Source organism: Providencia sp. PROV182, assembly GCF_028480325.1.
In the GTDB taxonomy this organism is placed as follows: domain Bacteria; phylum Pseudomonadota; class Gammaproteobacteria; order Enterobacterales; family Enterobacteriaceae; genus Providencia; species Providencia hangzhouensis.
Genome location: NZ_JAMPOL010000009.1, coordinates 112613 through 129126 on the forward strand (window position 1 = coordinate 112613; position 16514 = coordinate 129126).

General features: G+C 42.3%; 17 protein-coding genes. 8 read left to right on the forward strand and 9 right to left on the reverse strand.

From position 1 onward, the window contains the following. The 3 genes from PR834_RS07460 to PR834_RS07470 form a co-directional block, all read right to left on the reverse strand. Entirely contained in the window at positions 1–1272 is a 1272-nt protein-coding gene (locus PR834_RS07460) for a high-affinity branched-chain amino acid ABC transporter permease LivM (protein ID WP_094961471.1), read from the reverse strand. Beyond that, complete coding sequence (gene livH / locus PR834_RS07465; protein ID WP_004258523.1) at positions 1269–2195, reverse strand: high-affinity branched-chain amino acid ABC transporter permease LivH; 927 nt, start codon at positions 2193–2195, stop codon at positions 1269–1271. The genes PR834_RS07460 and livH overlap by 4 nt, the downstream gene beginning before the upstream one ends. A gap of 102 nt (positions 2196–2297) precedes the next feature. Further along, on the reverse strand, positions 2298–3407 hold the full coding sequence (locus PR834_RS07470) for a branched-chain amino acid ABC transporter substrate-binding protein (protein WP_004908157.1): 1110 nt from the start codon (positions 3405–3407) through the stop codon (positions 2298–2300). Positions 3408–3786: 379 nt separating this feature from the next. Between PR834_RS07470 and panM the strand changes: the two genes are divergently transcribed. Both panM and gloA2 read left to right on the forward strand, forming a co-directional pair. Further along, positions 3787–4200, forward strand: a complete 414-nt coding sequence (gene panM, locus PR834_RS07475; RefSeq protein ID WP_196725325.1) for an aspartate 1-decarboxylase autocleavage activator PanM — start codon at positions 3787–3789, stop codon at positions 4198–4200. After that, positions 4187–4573, forward strand: a complete 387-nt coding sequence (gene gloA2 / locus PR834_RS07480) for an SMU1112c/YaeR family gloxylase I-like metalloprotein (protein ID WP_004258531.1) — start codon at positions 4187–4189, stop codon at positions 4571–4573. The genes panM and gloA2 overlap by 14 nt, the downstream gene beginning before the upstream one ends. A gap of 109 nt (positions 4574–4682) precedes the next feature. Here the strand turns inward: gloA2 and rpoH are convergent, their stop codons facing one another. The 4 genes from rpoH to ftsY all read right to left on the reverse strand — a co-directional run bounded on the left by rpoH (position 4683) and on the right by ftsY (position 9338). Next, positions 4683–5561, reverse strand: coding sequence for an RNA polymerase sigma factor RpoH (gene rpoH / locus PR834_RS07485; RefSeq protein ID WP_004258535.1), 879 nt, complete (start codon positions 5559–5561; stop codon positions 4683–4685). 257 nt (positions 5562–5818) lie between these two features. Then, positions 5819–6796: a permease-like cell division protein FtsX gene (gene ftsX / locus PR834_RS07490; RefSeq protein WP_004258540.1), complete on the reverse strand. Its 978-nt coding sequence runs from the start codon at positions 6794–6796 to the stop codon at positions 5819–5821. Then, entirely contained in the window at positions 6789–7454 is a 666-nt protein-coding gene (gene ftsE, locus PR834_RS07495; RefSeq protein WP_004258545.1) for a cell division ATP-binding protein FtsE, read from the reverse strand. Before ftsE ends, ftsX begins: the two co-directional genes overlap by 8 nt. A gap of 6 nt (positions 7455–7460) precedes the next feature. Continuing rightward, positions 7461–9338, reverse strand: coding sequence for a signal recognition particle-docking protein FtsY (ftsY, locus tag PR834_RS07500; RefSeq protein WP_272536558.1), 1878 nt, complete (start codon positions 9336–9338; stop codon positions 7461–7463). Positions 9339–9614: 276 nt separating this feature from the next. On the opposite strand from ftsY, the gene rsmD reads away from it, so the two are divergent. Together rsmD and PR834_RS07510 are read left to right on the forward strand one after the other, a co-directional pair. Continuing rightward, positions 9615–10196, forward strand: coding sequence for a 16S rRNA (guanine(966)-N(2))-methyltransferase (rsmD, locus tag PR834_RS07505; RefSeq protein ID WP_272525421.1), 582 nt, complete (start codon positions 9615–9617; stop codon positions 10194–10196). Between the two features lie 10 nt (positions 10197–10206). After that, positions 10207–10503, forward strand: a complete 297-nt coding sequence (locus PR834_RS07510; protein ID WP_004258582.1) for a DUF1145 family protein — start codon at positions 10207–10209, stop codon at positions 10501–10503. A 6-nt stretch (positions 10504–10509) separates the two neighbouring features. Here PR834_RS07510 and PR834_RS07515 read toward each other — a convergent pair whose 3' ends face one another. Continuing rightward, positions 10510–10860 (reverse strand): DUF2500 family protein, encoded by a 351-nt coding sequence (locus PR834_RS07515; protein WP_112307614.1) that lies wholly within the window; start codon positions 10858–10860, stop codon positions 10510–10512. A 121-nt stretch (positions 10861–10981) separates the two neighbouring features. Between PR834_RS07515 and PR834_RS07520 the strand changes: the two genes are divergently transcribed. The 3 genes from PR834_RS07520 (at position 10982) to PR834_RS07530 (ending at position 15340) form a co-directional block, all read left to right on the forward strand. Beyond that, positions 10982–11611, forward strand: coding sequence for a lysoplasmalogenase (locus tag PR834_RS07520; protein ID WP_110591195.1), 630 nt, complete (start codon positions 10982–10984; stop codon positions 11609–11611). A 153-nt stretch (positions 11612–11764) separates the two neighbouring features. Beyond that, positions 11765–14167 carry a zinc/cadmium/mercury/lead-transporting ATPase gene (locus tag PR834_RS07525; RefSeq protein ID WP_272536559.1) on the forward strand — a complete coding sequence of 801 codons (2403 nt, stop codon included), beginning with the start codon at positions 11765–11767 and terminating at the stop codon, positions 14165–14167. Positions 14168–14365: 198 nt separating this feature from the next. After that, positions 14366–15340 carry an Rpn family recombination-promoting nuclease/putative transposase gene (locus PR834_RS07530; protein ID WP_272536560.1) on the forward strand — a complete coding sequence of 325 codons (975 nt, stop codon included), beginning with the start codon at positions 14366–14368 and terminating at the stop codon, positions 15338–15340. A 54-nt stretch (positions 15341–15394) separates the two neighbouring features. Here the strand turns inward: PR834_RS07530 and tusA are convergent, their stop codons facing one another. Next, the gene (tusA, locus tag PR834_RS07535; protein WP_004258596.1) at positions 15395–15643 is read right to left on the reverse strand and encodes a sulfurtransferase TusA; all 249 of its coding nucleotides are present in this window, start codon (positions 15641–15643) and stop codon (positions 15395–15397) included. Between the two features lie 168 nt (positions 15644–15811). Between tusA and PR834_RS07540 the strand changes: the two genes are divergently transcribed. Next, positions 15812–16480: a 7-cyano-7-deazaguanine/7-aminomethyl-7-deazaguanine transporter gene (locus tag PR834_RS07540; RefSeq protein WP_272536561.1), complete on the forward strand. Its 669-nt coding sequence runs from the start codon at positions 15812–15814 to the stop codon at positions 16478–16480. Positions 16481–16514 lie beyond the last annotated feature (34 nt).

The following is a 16514-nucleotide window of genomic DNA, read 5'->3' on the forward strand; positions in this document are numbered from 1 at the left end:
TCATACGCCCTCCCCTTCAGGGACTTTTTTCACCTGCATTTGACGGCGTTTCATCGGTAATAGGCCTTGTGGTCGCCAGATCATCATCAGCACCATTAGCGCCCCTAATAGCAGCATACTGTATTGGTTAAGGTCACGCATCATTTCCCGTGATACAACTAAGATAATTGCGGCTAAAATAACGGAGGTTTGTGAACCCATTCCTCCTAAAACGACGATGGCTAACACAAATGCCGATTCCACAAAGGTAAAAGACTCTGGACTGATAAAACCTTGTCGTGCGGCAAATAACGTCCCTGCAAACCCTGCAAAGGCTGCACTGATAGTAAATGCGGTTAATTTTATTCGAGTTGGACTTAACCCTAATGAGCGGCAGGCAATTTCATCTTCGCGTAATGCTTCCCACGCACGACCTAATGGCATACGCAGTAACCGATTGATAACAAATAAGGTTAAAACCACTAATAGTAAAGCGACAAAATACAGGAAGATAATTCGGTCACCTGGGCTGTAATCTAAGCCGAAAAAGTTATGGAAGGTGTCCCAACCCTCTTTCGCGGTACGGCTAAATTCCAAGCCAAAAAACGTCGGTTTCGGTAATTGGCTGATCCCATTTGGCCCACCCGTGATTTCGGTATTATTCAGTAATAAAATACGAACAATCTCCCCAAAGCCAAGCGTCACTATGGCAAGATAGTCACCACGTAACCTTAGCACAGGGAACCCTAGTAAAAAGCCCGCTAACGCAGCGGTTAAACCTGCAATCGGTAAACTTTCCCAGAACCCAAAACCATAATAATGATTTAATAAACCAAAAGTATAAGCTCCGATGGCATAAAAACCGGCGTATCCAAGAACCAGTAATCCTGATAACCCGACAACCACATTTAGCCCTAAGCCTAGCATCACATAAATTAATGTTAGGGTGGCAATATCCACACTTCCGCGAGAAACAATAAACGGCCAAATAATTGCAGCAATAATAATTATAACCGCAAGAATTTTTTGCTTGGTTGTCGAACCATCAAAATCAGGAATAGCCCACGCCTTCTTAGGAACCCCTTGCCAAACTTTACTCAACGTTGGGCGAACCAATTGATAAACAAAGATCACCACAATGCCAGCAATGATCCAGTTCCAACGCACAGAATCCCCAACTGTCACGATCAGTTTTGTGCCATCGAGCGCAAGTTGCAAGCCCATCATAAACAGCGCCAGCACGAAGAAAGTCGAGGAAGCAACAACGGCATTAATCCAATTTTCTTTTCTCATACTTTTTCGACCTCCGGGCGTCCCAGAATGCCGGTTGGCATGATTAATAACACACCTATCAATAAACCAAATGATACAACATCTTTATATTCTGTACTTAAATATGCAGAGGTCATTGCTTCTGCAACGCCTAAGATTAACCCGCCTAACATAGCACCCGGAATACTCCCAATTCCCCCTAGAACTGCCGCGGTAAATGCTTTCATTCCTGCCATAAAGCCAATATATGGGTTAATCACACCATAAAATTGCCCCAGCAGTACACCAGCTACAGCAGCCATTGCCGCACCGATAACGAAGGTCAATGAAATAACTCGATCGGTATTAATACCTAATAAGCTGGCCATTTTAAGATCTTCCGCACAGGCTCGGCAGGCTCTTCCCATCTTTGAATAGCGAATAAATAGCGTCAAAGCTAACATCGCAAGCACGGTAACCACCCAGATGGTCAATTGCATCTTAGTCACCGTGGCTTCAAAACCATCGCTTTCACCTAGAACCCATTGCCCTGTGATCAAACTGGGTAGAGCTAAATCACGCGAACCTTGTGACAGGCTGACGTAGTTTTGTAGGAAAATAGACATCCCGATCGCAGAGATCAACGCAATCAAACGCTTAGAATGTCGAACTGGCCGATAAGCAACGCGTTCAATACTCCAACCATAGGCGCTAGAGACCACGATTGCCGCAATGAAGGCCGCAGCAACCAAGATCCAGCCGATATCGATCCCAAGCATCATTAGGCCTGCAATCACAATAAAAGAGACATAGCTACCTATCATGTACACTTCGCCGTGGGCAAAGTTAATCATCCCAATGATGCCATATACCATCGTATAGCCGATAGCTATCAATGCATAGGTACTGCCAAGGGTTAAACCATTCAGAAGTTGCTGAATAAAATAGAGAATTTGATCTGACATAAGACTATCCTTTCGAACTACTTGTCCTATATAGAGAGCAGAAGCCGGAAGCAAGTTACTCACTTCCGGTTCTTATTCACTATGCTGGAACACTGCTGAGTACTATTTTACAGAGGTGGATGTCCCATCTTTGTGCCACTCAAATACACCGAATTCAAACCCTTTCAGGTCACCGTTTGGCTGCCAGCTTAATGTTCCCATGACCGTTTCGACCGGGTTTGCTTTCAAGTCTTTCACTAAATCTTCAGGCTCGATACTGCCAGTACGCTCCATTGCCGTCGTTAAACCTTGGATAGCAGCATAAGTTGTCCAAACAAATGGCCCTGTTGGGTCTTCTTTCTTCGCTTTGATGGCATCAACAATCGGTTGGTTAGTCGCGACTTGGTCATAGCGTTTTGGTAAAGTTACCAGCATGCCTTCCGAAGCATCACCTGCAATATTCGATAATGAAGAGTTACCGACGCCTTCAGGCCCCATAAAGCGAATATTCAAGCCAGCTTGTTTAGCTTGGCGTAAGATTTGCCCCATTTCTGGGTAATATCCCCCAAAGTAAACAAAATCCACATTCTCTTTTTTCAATTTTGCGACTAAAGCAGAGAAGTCTTTGTCACCCGCTGTTACCCCTTCAAACATCACTTCTTTAACGCCGGCTTTATTGAGGCTTTCACGTACAGAGCGTGCTAAACCTTCCCCATATTGTTGTTTGTCGTGAACAACAGCAATACGGGTTGGTTTGATATCTTCCATAATAAATTTAGCGGCTGTTGGTCCTTGGTCTGAATCCAAACCTGTTGTACGCAACACCATCTGGTAACCACGCGTGGTTAAATCCGCATTGGTTGCTGCCGGGGTGATCATAATGACGCCTTCATCTTCATAAATATCGGATGCAGGCTGTGTTGAAGAGGAACATAAATGCCCAATAACATGGCGGATACCATCGTTAATGACTTTGTTTGCTACCGCAACCGCTTGTTTTGGGTCGCAAGCATCATCATATTCGACTGCCACTAATGTGTTTCCATTAATGCCACCTTTAGCATTAATATCTGCAATCGCTTGGCGCGCACCTGTAAATTCCATATCACCATATTGAGCCACAGGCCCCGACATCGCGCCAACAACCGCTATTTTAATTTCCTTTGCCCATCCCGCTGAACTGAATGCCATCGCAATACAGCCCGCTAATAATGCTTTATTCATATTCTTCATTTTATCGTCCCCGTCTTCATGGTTCTGAGTGTTTGTGTTTGATTTGTAGTAGATTATTATGGTTGACAGGTACAATGCCTGATATTTCAAAATACAGCGAATAAGGCTATATATTTCATAACATTAAACAAGATAATTATGCTAAATAGCAAATGGATATGGCAGGTTTTTACATTAGAAGCAGAATAAAAAACTGATGTGTTAAAGTAGGTTTTTTGTAAATACTAGTGTTATATTCGGGTTAAATTTAAATTAATCCGAGTGAAATTCGGAAAATTCAGTATCACCAAATTTTTCTCTCTAAAATCAAAAAATCGGTTGTAGATCACTCTGGCAGGATGAGTGACTGCAACTCTTACAGGGAAACAAACAAAATATCATGAGACTCACTATTATCCCGCTGGTCAATCCTACTGAGCAACAATATCTGGACTTACATAAAATCTGGCCTGACCAGAGCCCTTTTGAGCTAGCCAAAATGTGTAAAGCAGGTGAGCAATTTTATGCAGCTCGCTTTAATGACCGCCTTCTTGGCGCAGCAAAAATTACTGTGGATCATAACACCGCCACTTTGCAGGATTTTTGCGTACGAGAGGTCACTCGCCGACGAGGTGTAGGCTCATATTTATTAGAAGAAATTTGCCAAGCAATCCCTGATATTTCACTATGGAAATTTGACATTAGTGGGGTTGCCCTGCAAGAAAAAGAAGCAATGCAGCTCTTCTTGTCAGCAAATGGCTTTAATGCCACCGCACAACCTGATATATGGGAAAAACAGCATGAAGTTAAATAAAATTCACCATGTTGCTATTATCGCATCCAATTTTGACGTCAGTAAGGATTTTTATTGCCGTATTTTGGGCTTAAATTTACTTGAAGAACATTACCGTCCAGCAAATAATTCGTGGAAAGCAGACTTAGCTTTTGGTGAGCATTACCAAATTGAGTTATTCAGTTTTGTTAATCCTCCAGCGAGACTAAGTTACCCCGAAGCCACAGGGCTACGTCATTTAGCCTTCGGTGTCGATGATTTAGATAAATGGGTCGCTTATTTAACTGAACAAGGTGTGGCTTGTGAAGCAATACGGGTTGACCCCTACACGCAAAAGCGTTTTACATTTTTCACAGATCCAGATGGCTTACCACTAGAGTTATACAGTGATTAATTGAACAATCAAAAATGTAAAAATAGAAATGATTATCTGCATTTATCCACCTCTTAACAGGCAATAAATGCAGATAATTTTAGTGAGCAACGAATTGGCCAGTAATAAATTACATTTCGCTATCTTCGTCTTCTTCCATCGCCAAACGTAACTTCTTCATGGCGTTCTTTTCAAGCTGACGAACGCGTTCTGCAGAAACGCCGTATTTATCAGCAAGTTCTTGCAACGTTGTTTTGTTGTCATCGTCTAACCAACGAGCTCGGATGATATCCTGACTGCGCTCGTCCAAAGAGTCTAGTGCATCTGCTAAGCGATCAGTTGCATGGCTTTCCCAATTATCATCTTCAATTGAGCCGGCAAAGTCTGATGCTTTGTCTTGTAAGTATAAGACTGGGGCTACTGGACCACCAAAATCACTGCTGTCATCGTCATCTGACATATCAAATGCCATATCTTGTGCAGCCATACGTGATTCCATTTCACGCACATCTTTAGTACTTACCCCTAACTCTTGGGCAACCATATCGACTTCGTCCTGGTTAAACCAACCAAGACGTTTTTTATTCTTTCTTAAATTAAAGAATAACTTACGCTGCGATTTTGTCGTCGCGACTTTCACAATACGCCAGTTACGTAAAACGTATTCATGAATTTCAGCTTTGATCCAGTGAACCGCAAAGGAAACAAGGCGAACGCCAACTTCAGGATTGAAACGACGCACCGCTTTCATCAGGCCGATATTACCTTCCTGAATTAAATCAGCTTGCGGTAAACCATACCCTGCATAACTACGAGCAACATGAATAACAAAGCGCAAATGCGATAAGATCAGTTGCTTTGCAGCATCCAGATCACCATGGTAATGCAGCCGTTCAGCAAGTTCCTTTTCTTCCTCAGCGGTAAGCATCGGGTAAGAGTTAGCCGCCCGAACGTAGGCTTCAATACTCCCCTGTGGAACAAGAGCTAATGATTGCATGTCTTTGGTCATTCAGATCCTCAATAAAATAATAGAAAACAGATTAGTTTGTATTGATAACCGCATTGGTTAACCATGAGGCAAACACTTCTAGTCTACCAGTTTAACCGCGTTAAATAAATTATATACAAAATTTGTTAACAGTAGGTCAATGTAGGACAAAACAATTCAGACTAAGTTCATTTTTAACGCAAATTTGCAATGGAATCAAAGAGTCATGATATAATTAAATCATGACTCTTTAATAAAAATGACGAGAAAACAACTCGTTACTCAGGTGTAAAGTGTCGTAAATGTTGAAGTGTTGCCAACCATGCTGCTATCCAACCAACCATAGCGGATAACAATAGAATCAATAAAGACTCTTCCCATAACAACCCTTCAATCTGAAATTGTGTACCAAACACACTGGCTACTTTTGCAACACCGTCTGCTAACTGCCAAACAAGTAAAAAGGTCATAATCAAGGAAATAATGGCACCTAATGCGCCCAAGACAAGGCCACCATTTAAAAATGGCCTCATGATAAACCCATCGGTAGCACCAATTAACTTCATCACATTAATTGTATCACGGCGAGCAAAAATATTGAGCCGTACGCTATTTCCTATCACAAGGAACAGCGACACAATCATTAAAATCCCAATGACAGAAGCAACTTTCCCCACCAAACCTGTTAGTGCGGCTAACCGTGCAAACCAGCTATCATCCATGCGAACTTCTTCAATGCCATCGACTTGGCTAACCCTATCACGCAGTGTTGTTAATACATCAGAACCTTCAAAATCAATTTTAGGCGTAATTATAGCTACTGCAGGCAGTGGGTTCTCCTCTAGCATGTCGAGCGCAGTACTAAAACCAGACCAACTGCGAAACTCACTCATAGCTTGGTCACGTGAAAGATAATTCACATGGTCAACCCCATCAAGCGCTTGCAACTGCGTTACCACATTTTGCCCACCTTGTTCATCAAGAGACTTATCCAAATAAACAGTGAGTTGTGGTGTTGGGTACCATTGCTCCGCGGCTTGCGAAACATTTTTCCACACAATATAGCAAAGGCTCGGTAACGTGAGTGAAATAGCAATAACCATGATAGTCAAAAAGGTGGCTAAAGGCTGTCTAAGCATATCAGCGAGCGCATTCAACCACGAATAACGCCACTGCTCTTTCCAACCGCCTTTTAATGCTTTACTTTTCGATTGCTTGGCTCGTTCCGGCTTACTTTTTCGGACATTCTTAGCCATGTTGACCTCCAAGCATACGGCCTTCACTTAATGTAAGAACACGGTAGTTACGGCGCTCAATCAATGCAATATCATGGGTTGCCATTAAAACGGTCACCCCTACACGGTTGAACTCTTCGAATAAACGCATTATCCCTTCTGACAATTCACCATCAAGGTTACCTGTTGGTTCATCCGCTAATAACATCGTTGGCTTATTTACCACCGCTCGGGCAATACCGACACGCTGTTGCTCCCCACCAGATAACTGAATAGGAAAGTTTTTAGCTTTGTCCAATAACCCGACTTTATCTAATGCCGCAGAAACTCGGCGACGAATGTCTTCGGTACTGGCACCAGAAATGATTAGCGGCATTGCGACATTATCATATACCGTTCGATCAAAAAGCAGGTGGTGATCCTGAAAAATCATCCCGATCTGCCGACGCAGAAACGGGATCTCTCGATTTTTCAAGCGGCTGATATCATGACCATTGAATAAAATATGACCCGCACTTGGGCGTTCAATACCACAAATCAGTTTAAGTAATGTACTTTTACCTGCGCCTGAATGGCCTGTTAGAAATGCCATTTCTCCAGGTTGAAGATGAAAATCAACCCCTTGGAGTGCTTGGCGGCCACCGCGATAAGCTTTACTAACGTGTTCAAAGCGAATCATCGAAAATTATTCCTCTCGGGCAAATAGAGCCTCGATAAAGTCATCTGCTTTAAATGGACGTAAATCTTCAATACCCTCACCAATACCAATATAACGAATTGGAATACCAAATTGGTCGGCAATAGAGAAAATTACGCCACCTTTTGCTGTGCCATCGAGTTTAGTCAATGTGATACCTGTTAGACCGACCGCATCATCAAAAAGTTTTGCCTGACTTACCGCATTTTGTCCAGTACTTGCATCTAGCGTTAACATAATTTCATGGGGAGCATTTTCATCGAGTTTTTTCATTACCCGAACAATTTTTTTCAACTCTTCCATCAAGTGCGATTTATTTTGTAAACGTCCAGCGGTATCTGCAATTAAAACATCAACCCCTTTCGCTTGTGCTGATTGAATTGCATCAAAAATAACAGATGCAGGGTCTGCACCAGTATGTTGGGCTACCACAGGGATCTTATTACGCTCACCCCATACTTGAAGTTGCTCAACGGCTGCTGCACGGAAAGTGTCCCCCGCGGCTAACATGACGCTTTTTCCTTCCGACTGATATTGACGTGCTAATTTACCAATTGTAGTCGTTTTCCCGACCCCATTAACACCAACCATAAGAATAACATAGGTTTTTTTATCTTCAATCACGAGTGGTTTATCCACTTTCGCTAAAATATCAGACATTTCCTCACGCAATTTGCCATATAACGCTTCTGCATCCTTGAGTTCTTTACGGCTTGCATGTGCCGTTAAGTTATCAATGATTTTACGAGTGGTATCAACCCCGACATCGGCAATCAATAGCTGTTCTTCTAGCTCTTCAAATAAGTCATCATCAATTTTTTTACCTGAAAACAGCCCAAAAAAACCTGAACCTAAATTCTGGCGAGTTTTTAATAACCCTTTCTTTAGCCTAGCAAAGAAACCTTCTTTTTTAGGTTTTTCTTGCTCTGTTGGTGAATTATTTTTTTCTTCTTCTAAACGTAAGCGCTCAGCTTCAGCTTCTTCCTCTGCAATTCTCGCTTCTTCTGCTGCTTGGTGCTCACGTTCCGCTTGTTCTTCGGCTAAACGGGCTTCTTCGGCTGCTTGACGTTCGCGTTCGGCTTGTTCTTCCGCTAAACGTGCTGCTTCTGCTGCTTGGCGCTCGCATTCGGCCTGTTCTTCGGCTAAGCGTGCCGCTTCTGCTGCTTGGCGCTCGCGTTCAGCCTGTTCTTCGGCTAAGCGTGCCGCTTCTGCTGCTTGGCGTTCGAGTTCTGCTTGTTCTTCGGCTAAACGTGCCGCTTCTGCTGCTTGGCGTTCACGTTCCGCTTGTTCTTCGGCTAAACGTGCGACTTCTGCTGCTTGGCGCTCACGTTCCGCGTGTTCTTCGGCTGCTTGAATGACAGCTAACTCCGCCTGACGGCGTTGCTCTTCGGCCTCCTCTGCCGCTTGAATCGCAGCTAGCTCAAGTTGACGCTGACGTTCCATTTCTTCTTCAGCAAGACGCATTGCTTCCGCTTCTTGGCGTTCACGCTCAGCTTTTTCTTCCGCTAGTTTTTTCTCTTGGGCTTCCTGACGCGCTTGTTCCGCTTGCTCTTGGGCGGCTTGGAGTTCTGCTAGTTTCGCTTCCCGCTCACGTTCTGCTTGCTCTGTTGCTGCCTCAATCTCAGCTTGCTGTGCTTCATACTGTCGCTCCGCTTCGTCTTCAGCGGCTTTAATCGCGGCTTGCTCTGCTTGATGTTGGCGTTCTACTTCGGCTGTTGCGGCATCAACTGCAGCCTCATGGGTTGATTGGTTTTCGACGTCGTTAACTACATCATTCTGTTGAACTTCTTGTTGCTGGGTTTCTTCTTCATTTTTACGCCCAAACCCTAACCATGAAAAAAAACCTTTTTTCTTGTCTTTAGCCATTTGCCACTACACTCCTCGCGGTAAAAATATGGCACTCGATAATCAAATCGCAATAAAATTATATGCAGTCTACCATTTCATCGCTCAGCAACACATATCTGAAAGAAAAATCCTGCCAATTTAATCTGAATTTTCGTGTTAAAACTGTGAAAATGAAGCACTATAATTGAAATACGGCCAATCAGAGATAACAACACTGCAACTTATCGCCTGACAGGTATACAATAGTAACAATCAAATTTAAGTACATAAACCCGTTAAGCAACAATAAACATTATGGCAAAAAAACCACAATCTCCCTCTTTAGGGCAAATTCGTATTATCGGTGGGAAATGGCGCGGAAGAAAGCTGCCAGTTCGTGATAGTGAGGGCTTACGCCCAACCACAGACAGAATTAAAGAAACGTTATTTAACTGGTTGATGCCAATTATTCGGGATGCGCGTTGCTTAGATTGCTTCGCAGGCAGTGGTTCTCTGGGCTTTGAAGCACTTTCTCGTTTTGCAGAAACGGTCACCTTTATTGAGCTCGATAAACAAAACGCACAATTGCTGGCTGAAAATAAAACTCGCTTACAAGCCGATAACGCAACCATAGAGAATCACAATAGCCTAAATTTTTTAAGCCAAACCGGTACACCTTTTGATGTCGTTTTCATTGACCCACCATTTCGCAAAGGGCTGCTCAATGAAACCATTCAATTGTTAGAAAAAAACCAATGGTTAGCTGAAGAAAGCTGGATATACGTTGAGTCAGAAGCGGAGTCACCACTTACTGACATCCCAGCTAATTGGCAACTTCATCGCGAAAAAATAGCAGGGCAAGTCGCATATCGCCTTTTTATTCGAACTTCACTTTAGGGACAAAAACATGTTTATCAATATTGGACGCCTGCTCATGATTTGCGTTTGGGGCTTTATGGTCTTTAATCTCGTCCACCCATTCCCTAAACCATTGAAATATTTTATGGATATTGCAATGGTTTTTATGATTTTCATGCACGCACTACAAACTATTTTCCTAAAAGCAACGCTGCCAAAAGGAGAGAAAATCTCTGGTTTAGTTCAATTACGCATTTTCTTTTTTGGCGTATTCGAAATGCTAGCCATGCAGAAAAAAAATAAAGCCGATTTAGAAGAAGCAAAGAAAAAACAATCAGGTGAATAACTTATTCTACGCTGGCTCAAAACAAATAAACCGAGTACCTTGCATAATGAGCTTGCCTTCATGGCCAAGCTCAACGCCTTGATACTGTTCTTCCGTTACAATAGTTTTAATAATTTCGCCGCTTGATAGCGTTTTAAAGTGAATCTCATAGCGAAAAGTTTCAGGTGAAACAACATCCCGCTCTCGAGAACGCATGTTAGGATAAGGGTAGTCTTTTTTGCTATCAACCTTTACTAAGTAGCTTACAGGCAAAGCGTTATCATTAAGTTCATTTTGCTTGCGTTGGTCAAAAAAACGCTTAGTGGCGAGCACCGCAATGATCGCTAAAACGATAATCAGTAATATTGGCTTATTCATAATGTGTGCATTTTGCTTAAAAAGTCCGTCGTGATAGTTTATCTTATTTAACTAAACAGGACACGTTTCTAAGTTACCGGATCCCTGCCGTGTCATTCATTGAACATATAAGGATGTGTATATGATTAGTTGGCCATTCCTCGCTGTACTCTTTTCCGGTTGGTTATATGTCGATGCCGCCTATCGAGGACCCGGGTGGCAACGTTGGTTATTTCGCCCAATCACACTGCTACTTTTATTACTTTGGGGTTGGAGTTCCGACGACCTTAACCTGCAAAATTATCTTATTCTTGCGGGGCTGCTAGTTTCTCTCGTTGCAGATCTTTCTCGCATGCTTTCAAGTGAGCACTTACTAGCTTCCGTCGCGTTGATGTTCCTGAGTTATTTGATTTATACCATCAGCTTCGGAATGCAATTTAATTTCGGACTCTATCTACCTTGGCTTGCCGCACCTCTGATTGTCGCTGCCATTACTTTAGTTTTCATTTGGGGCAAGCTTGAAGGCCTACAAGCTATTGTTTTTGCATCATTAATAATGTGCATGATTATGGCATGGGTTGCTGGTGATCAATATTTTGGTCTCGGTCGTGAATACAATTTCTCAATCATGATTGGTGCATCACTGCTATTTCTTTCTAACTGTATTTGGCTAATTGCTCGATTCCGTATTCCCTTTAAAGCCTCAAAAGCCGTTGTTGCAGCACTATACTTCCTTGGGCAGTTTTTCATTGTGCGAGCGATTTACTTATAATCACACCTTTTAGTCATACCATGCCAATTGATAAAAAGTGCTATTTGAGAATTTTATCAATTGGCCGCCCTATTTTTGTTTGACTCTGGAGTAGACTCCAGAGTGTAAACTTATCCGCAATGATAGAACACATTGTTTGATAAGGGGGCGCTTATGCACTCACATTCCCATAAAGAAACACATAATCACACAAGTAGCTGCTGCTCTAGCAACAGTTGCTGTTCATCTACTGTAGCGGGCAATAGCCAAAAAGTTAGTGATGACTCACATACTCATGAACATGGCAGTGTGAAGAAACATCCTGACGACGATGAAGGCACTCACCGGCACAGTGGTGAATGTCATTCAACTCATGATCACGCCGCCAATGACCATTCTGGTCATGATCACAAACATGGCAATAGCTGCGGGTTAACTGCGGATATCAGCAATGAAGTTGAGCCTACCCAAGCGGCAGGCCAGCGCTTTAGCTGGATCATCCGTGGTATGGATTGCCCAAGCTGTGCAAACAAAATTGAAACTGCAGTTAGGCAAATAAGTGAAGTAAAACAAGCCAAAGTGTTATTTGCTACGGAAAAACTGGTGGTTGATGCTAACACCGATATTAGTGTAGCGGTTCGTTCTACCGTTGAAACTGCGGGTTATGAATTACTTGAAGTCGGTGGCAACAGTGCGGCAACTATCGCACCACCACAAAGCTTACTCAATGAAGCTAAGCCCGTTATTATATTAGCGATTTTAATGGCGATTAGTTGGGGAATTGAGTTTATCAATCCACAGTTGGGTAATATCGCCTTTATTTTAACCACTCTATTTGGGTTATACCCGATCGCACGTAAATCATTGCGCTTAATGCGAACGGGTTCCCCTTTTGCTATCGAAACTTTGATGTCCGTTGCCGCAATAGGCGCAATCTTTATTCAAGCAACAGAAGAAGCCGCGATGGTTATCTTACTGTTTATGTTAGGCGAAATGTTGGAATCCTATTCTGCCGGAAGGGCCCGACGAGGGGTTAGCGCCTTAATGGCACTGGTACCAGAAGACGCCATTTTAATCAAAGATGGGCAAAAAACAACGATTCCTGTTGCGCAATTACGACCAGGAGACATTATTGAGATTGCACCGGGTGGGCGTTTACCTACCGATGCGGTGTTAGTGTCAGGTTTTGCCAGCTTTGATGAAAGTGCGTTAACAGGTGAGTCCGTTCCTGTAGAGCGTAATGTCGGTGAAAAGGTGGCTGCAGGCTGCTTATCTGTTGATAGAGCCGTTCAAATGCAGGTGGTATCAGAGCAAGGTCAAAATGCGATTGACCGCATTTTACAGCTAATTGAGGAAGCGGAAGAACGCCGTGCGCCGATAGAACGTTTTATTGACAGCTTTAGCCGGGTTTATACCCCAATCATTATGCTTATTTCAGCACTAGTGATTATTATTCCACCAATATTCTTCAGTGCACCATGGGAGACTTGGATTTACCGAGGTTTAACACTGTTATTAATCGGTTGTCCTTGTGCATTAGTGATTTCAACCCCTGCGGCGATAACGTCTGCACTGGCAACAGCAACACGCCGAGGTGCATTAATTAAAGGCGGTGCGGCACTTGAACAACTGGGCACTATCACGACAATTGCTTTAGATAAAACAGGCACACTCACGGAAGGTAAACCTCATGTCACTGACCTTATTCCTGTAGAAGGCATGACCGAAAGTGAATTAGTCCAAATTACCGCCTCCGTTGAAGTGGGTTCACATCATCCTCTGGCAAAAGCGGTGGTGAATAAAGCAGAGGTGTTATCGTTAGGCATCGTTGAAGCACAAGATCGTAAAGCATTAGCTGGAAAAGGAGTTGAGGGTGTACTTGATGGTAAACGTATACTAGTGAGTGTGCCAAACCGCCTTGATATTCCACTCGATAGTGAATGGCAAAATAAGGTCGAAACATTAGAAGCTGAAGGGAAAACGGTTGTTGTCACACTCGAAAATGACCGCGTAATTGGTTTAACTGCACTGCAAGATACATTGCGCAGCGATGCAGTAGATACGATGAGCATGCTGAAAGCACTCAATGTGAATGCTGTAATGCTAACAGGCGATAACCCTCGTGCTGCAAGCGCTATCGCGGGCCAATTAGGCATGGAGTACCGCGCAGGGTTATTACCAGAAGATAAAGTGACAGCAGTTATGGCCCTTAATCGTAACCACAGCACAATGATGGTCGGTGATGGTATTAACGATGCTCCTGCAATGAAAGCGTCTAGTATCGGTGTTGCCATGGGTAGTGGTACTGATGTGGCATTAGAGACCGCCGATGCTGCATTAACCCATAACCGTTTGACTGGACTTGCAGAGATTATTGCATTATCTCGTGCGACTCGGAAAATTATTCGTGAAAATATAGCGATTGCCTTGGGGCTAAAAGCAATATTTCTGGTGACCAGTTTATTGGGAATTACAGGGCTTTGGGTCGCCGTACTTGCTGATTCAGGTGCAACAGCACTCGTCACTGCGAACGCTGTACGTTTACTACGAGTCAAGTTACCTCAAGTGAAAAAATAATTTATACCAATTGATTTAAACGCCACACTTAGTGGCGTTTTTATTTACAACCATTCCAATATTTTGTTGTATTACAATATGTTAAATACAACCTTAATTAGAGAATTAGGACTAACTTTTTCTCCATCAGTCTCAATCTTCGCTAAAATACGTTTTGTAAATAGATTATTTCGGCATGACGTTTAGCAGGTACTTGGCATGGTAACAAATCACAGTTCAACACCACATGATGCTGCATTTAAAGGGTTTATGTCTAAAATTGATAATGCACGTGATTTTTTTGATATCCATTTACCCGGCCATATTAAGCAATTATGTGATTTCAAAACATTAGCGATAACAAACTCTTCTTTCATTGATAACCAGCTACGCACTCGTCTTTCAGATGTTCTCTACACTGTCGAGACACAGCAAGGTGAAGGGTATATTTATATGTTAGTTGAGCACCAATCAACACCAGATAAACTAATGGGTTGGAGAATGATGCATTATGCATTCCTTGCCATGAACCAACATTTACAACAAGGTCATCGTGATCTACCGCTGGTTGTGCCTGTTTTATTTTATCATGGGAAGATAACGCCTTATCCATATGCTAAACCATGGACACACTGTTTCCCATGGCCAGAAATTGCATCAAACTTATATAGTCAGCCATTTCCGCTCGTTGATATTACTGTTATTGATGATAACGAACTCGTAAATCATCGCAAAGTTGCCGTCATGGAACTCGCAATGAAGCACAGAGACTTAAGAGATAACATAGAAAAAGTCACGCAGTTACTAGCTGAAGCGATGAATCAAAATTATCATCATAGTGATGACATCATCACTATTTTCAACTATTTATTTATTACTATGGATTCACCTCATTTTGAGACAGTGGTTAATCAACTTATATACCAATTAGAAAATAACCAAGAGGCTATTATGAACATCGCGCAACGATTAAAAAATCAAGGGTTACAAGAGGGAATTGATATTGGTGTAAATAGAGGCATTGATATTGGCGTAAATAGAGGCATTGATATTGGTGTAAATAGAGGCATTGATATTGGAGCAAACAAAAAACAACATGAAGTTGCACTTAAAGGTTTGCAACTTGGTACAAGTATTGAACTTATCTGCCAACTTACTGGGTTAAGCTATCAGGAAGTATTAAGCCTACAATAATATCCCTACCTCTTGGCAGGGATTAACATACAAAAAGAAATTAGCTAGTAACAACTAGCTCGATTTTTTACGCAACAAATAACGATATGGTGCGTTGTCAGCCTCTACTGCTAATAAATCATGCTCCATAAAGCGGCAAAAACCTGGGATATCACGTGTGGTTGCTGGGTCATCAGCAATAATTAACAACGTTTCACCATCGGCCATGTTACGAACCGTTTTACGCACTAACATCACAGGCTCAGGGCAACGCAGCCCTAGTGTATCAAGGGTTTTCGTTGGGTTAGCAAATAAATCAGACATTAAAAAACACTTCTAAAAGGGATCAATAGACTGATTATATAATAAAATATCCATTGATAAATGAACAGTTTTGCATTTGTTGCGCAACAAGAGTATGATGCGCTGCTCCCAAGTGTTGGGATGTATTTCATGGGTTCCCTCACCCCATTGTGACTAAAAAGGTACAATATGTTTGATTTTACTGCGCAGCAAAAAGCCACTGCGTTAATTTGGCTTTCGTTATTTCATATTTTAATCATTACTTCTAGTAACTACCTCGTGCAGTTGCCAATTAATATTTTTGGCTTCCATACCACTTGGGGTGCATTTACTTTTCCATTTATTTTCTTAGCTACTGATTTAACCGTTCGTATTTATGGCGCGCCGCTTGCACGCAGAATTATCACTGCAGTTATGCTGCCCGCATTACTGATTTCATACGTTATTTCAGCTTTATATTTCCAAGGTGAATGGCAAGGTTTTACCTCATTATCTGAATTTAACTTATTTGTAGCACGTATTGCCGCAGCGAGTTTTATGGCTTATGTACTGGGTCAAATATTAGATGTCAGTGTTTTCAATCGATTACGCCAAAATGCACGTTGGTATGTAGCACCTGCCTGTGCAATGTTCTTTGGTAACTTGATTGACACTATCGCCTTTTTCTTTATTGCTTTTTTCCGTAGTAGCGATTCATTTATGGCTGCAAATTGGGTAGAGATTGCTTTAGTTGACTATGTCTTTAAGCTACTTATTTGCATGCTATTTTTCTTGCCTGCTTATGGTGTGCTTTTGAACTTTATCTTGAAGTCTTTCTTTGCAAACTCAGATAAAAAACAGTTAGCCAATCAACACTAAAAACAAAAAAAGGAGATAGTTATATGCTATCTCC

Bases quoted from the DNA above. Each gene is read 5' to 3' on its own strand.
- PR834_RS07530 (WP_272536560.1), top strand. From the start codon at position 14,366: ATGGTAACAAATCACAGTTCAACACCACATGATGCTGCATTTAAAGGG.
- PR834_RS07510 (WP_004258582.1), top strand. From the start codon at position 10,207: ATGTTTATCAATATTGGACGCCTGCTCATGATTTGCGTTTGGGGCTTT.
- PR834_RS07520 (WP_110591195.1), top strand. From the start codon at position 10,982: ATGATTAGTTGGCCATTCCTCGCTGTACTCTTTTCCGGTTGGTTATAT.
- ftsY (WP_272536558.1), bottom strand. From the start codon at position 9,338: ATGGCTAAAGACAAGAAAAAAGGTTTTTTTTCATGGTTAGGGTTTGGG.
- PR834_RS07470 (WP_004908157.1), bottom strand. From the start codon at position 3,407: ATGAAGAATATGAATAAAGCATTATTAGCGGGCTGTATTGCGATGGCA.
- PR834_RS07540 (WP_272536561.1), top strand. From the start codon at position 15,812: ATGTTTGATTTTACTGCGCAGCAAAAAGCCACTGCGTTAATTTGGCTT.
- panM (WP_196725325.1), top strand. From the start codon at position 3,787: ATGAGACTCACTATTATCCCGCTGGTCAATCCTACTGAGCAACAATAT.
- PR834_RS07515 (WP_112307614.1), bottom strand. From the start codon at position 10,860: ATGAATAAGCCAATATTACTGATTATCGTTTTAGCGATCATTGCGGTG.
- PR834_RS07460 (WP_094961471.1), bottom strand. From the start codon at position 1,272: ATGAGAAAAGAAAATTGGATTAATGCCGTTGTTGCTTCCTCGACTTTC.
- rpoH (WP_004258535.1), bottom strand. From the start codon at position 5,561: ATGACCAAAGACATGCAATCATTAGCTCTTGTTCCACAGGGGAGTATT.
- livH (WP_004258523.1), bottom strand. From the start codon at position 2,195: ATGTCAGATCAAATTCTCTATTTTATTCAGCAACTTCTGAATGGTTTA.
- PR834_RS07525 (WP_272536559.1), top strand. From the start codon at position 11,765: ATGCACTCACATTCCCATAAAGAAACACATAATCACACAAGTAGCTGC.
- ftsX (WP_004258540.1), bottom strand. From the start codon at position 6,796: ATGGCTAAGAATGTCCGAAAAAGTAAGCCGGAACGAGCCAAGCAATCG.
- tusA (WP_004258596.1), bottom strand. From the start codon at position 15,643: ATGTCTGATTTATTTGCTAACCCAACGAAAACCCTTGATACACTAGGG.
- gloA2 (WP_004258531.1), top strand. From the start codon at position 4,187: ATGAAGTTAAATAAAATTCACCATGTTGCTATTATCGCATCCAATTTT.
- ftsE (WP_004258545.1), bottom strand. From the start codon at position 7,454: ATGATTCGCTTTGAACACGTTAGTAAAGCTTATCGCGGTGGCCGCCAA.
- rsmD (WP_272525421.1), top strand. From the start codon at position 9,615: ATGGCAAAAAAACCACAATCTCCCTCTTTAGGGCAAATTCGTATTATC.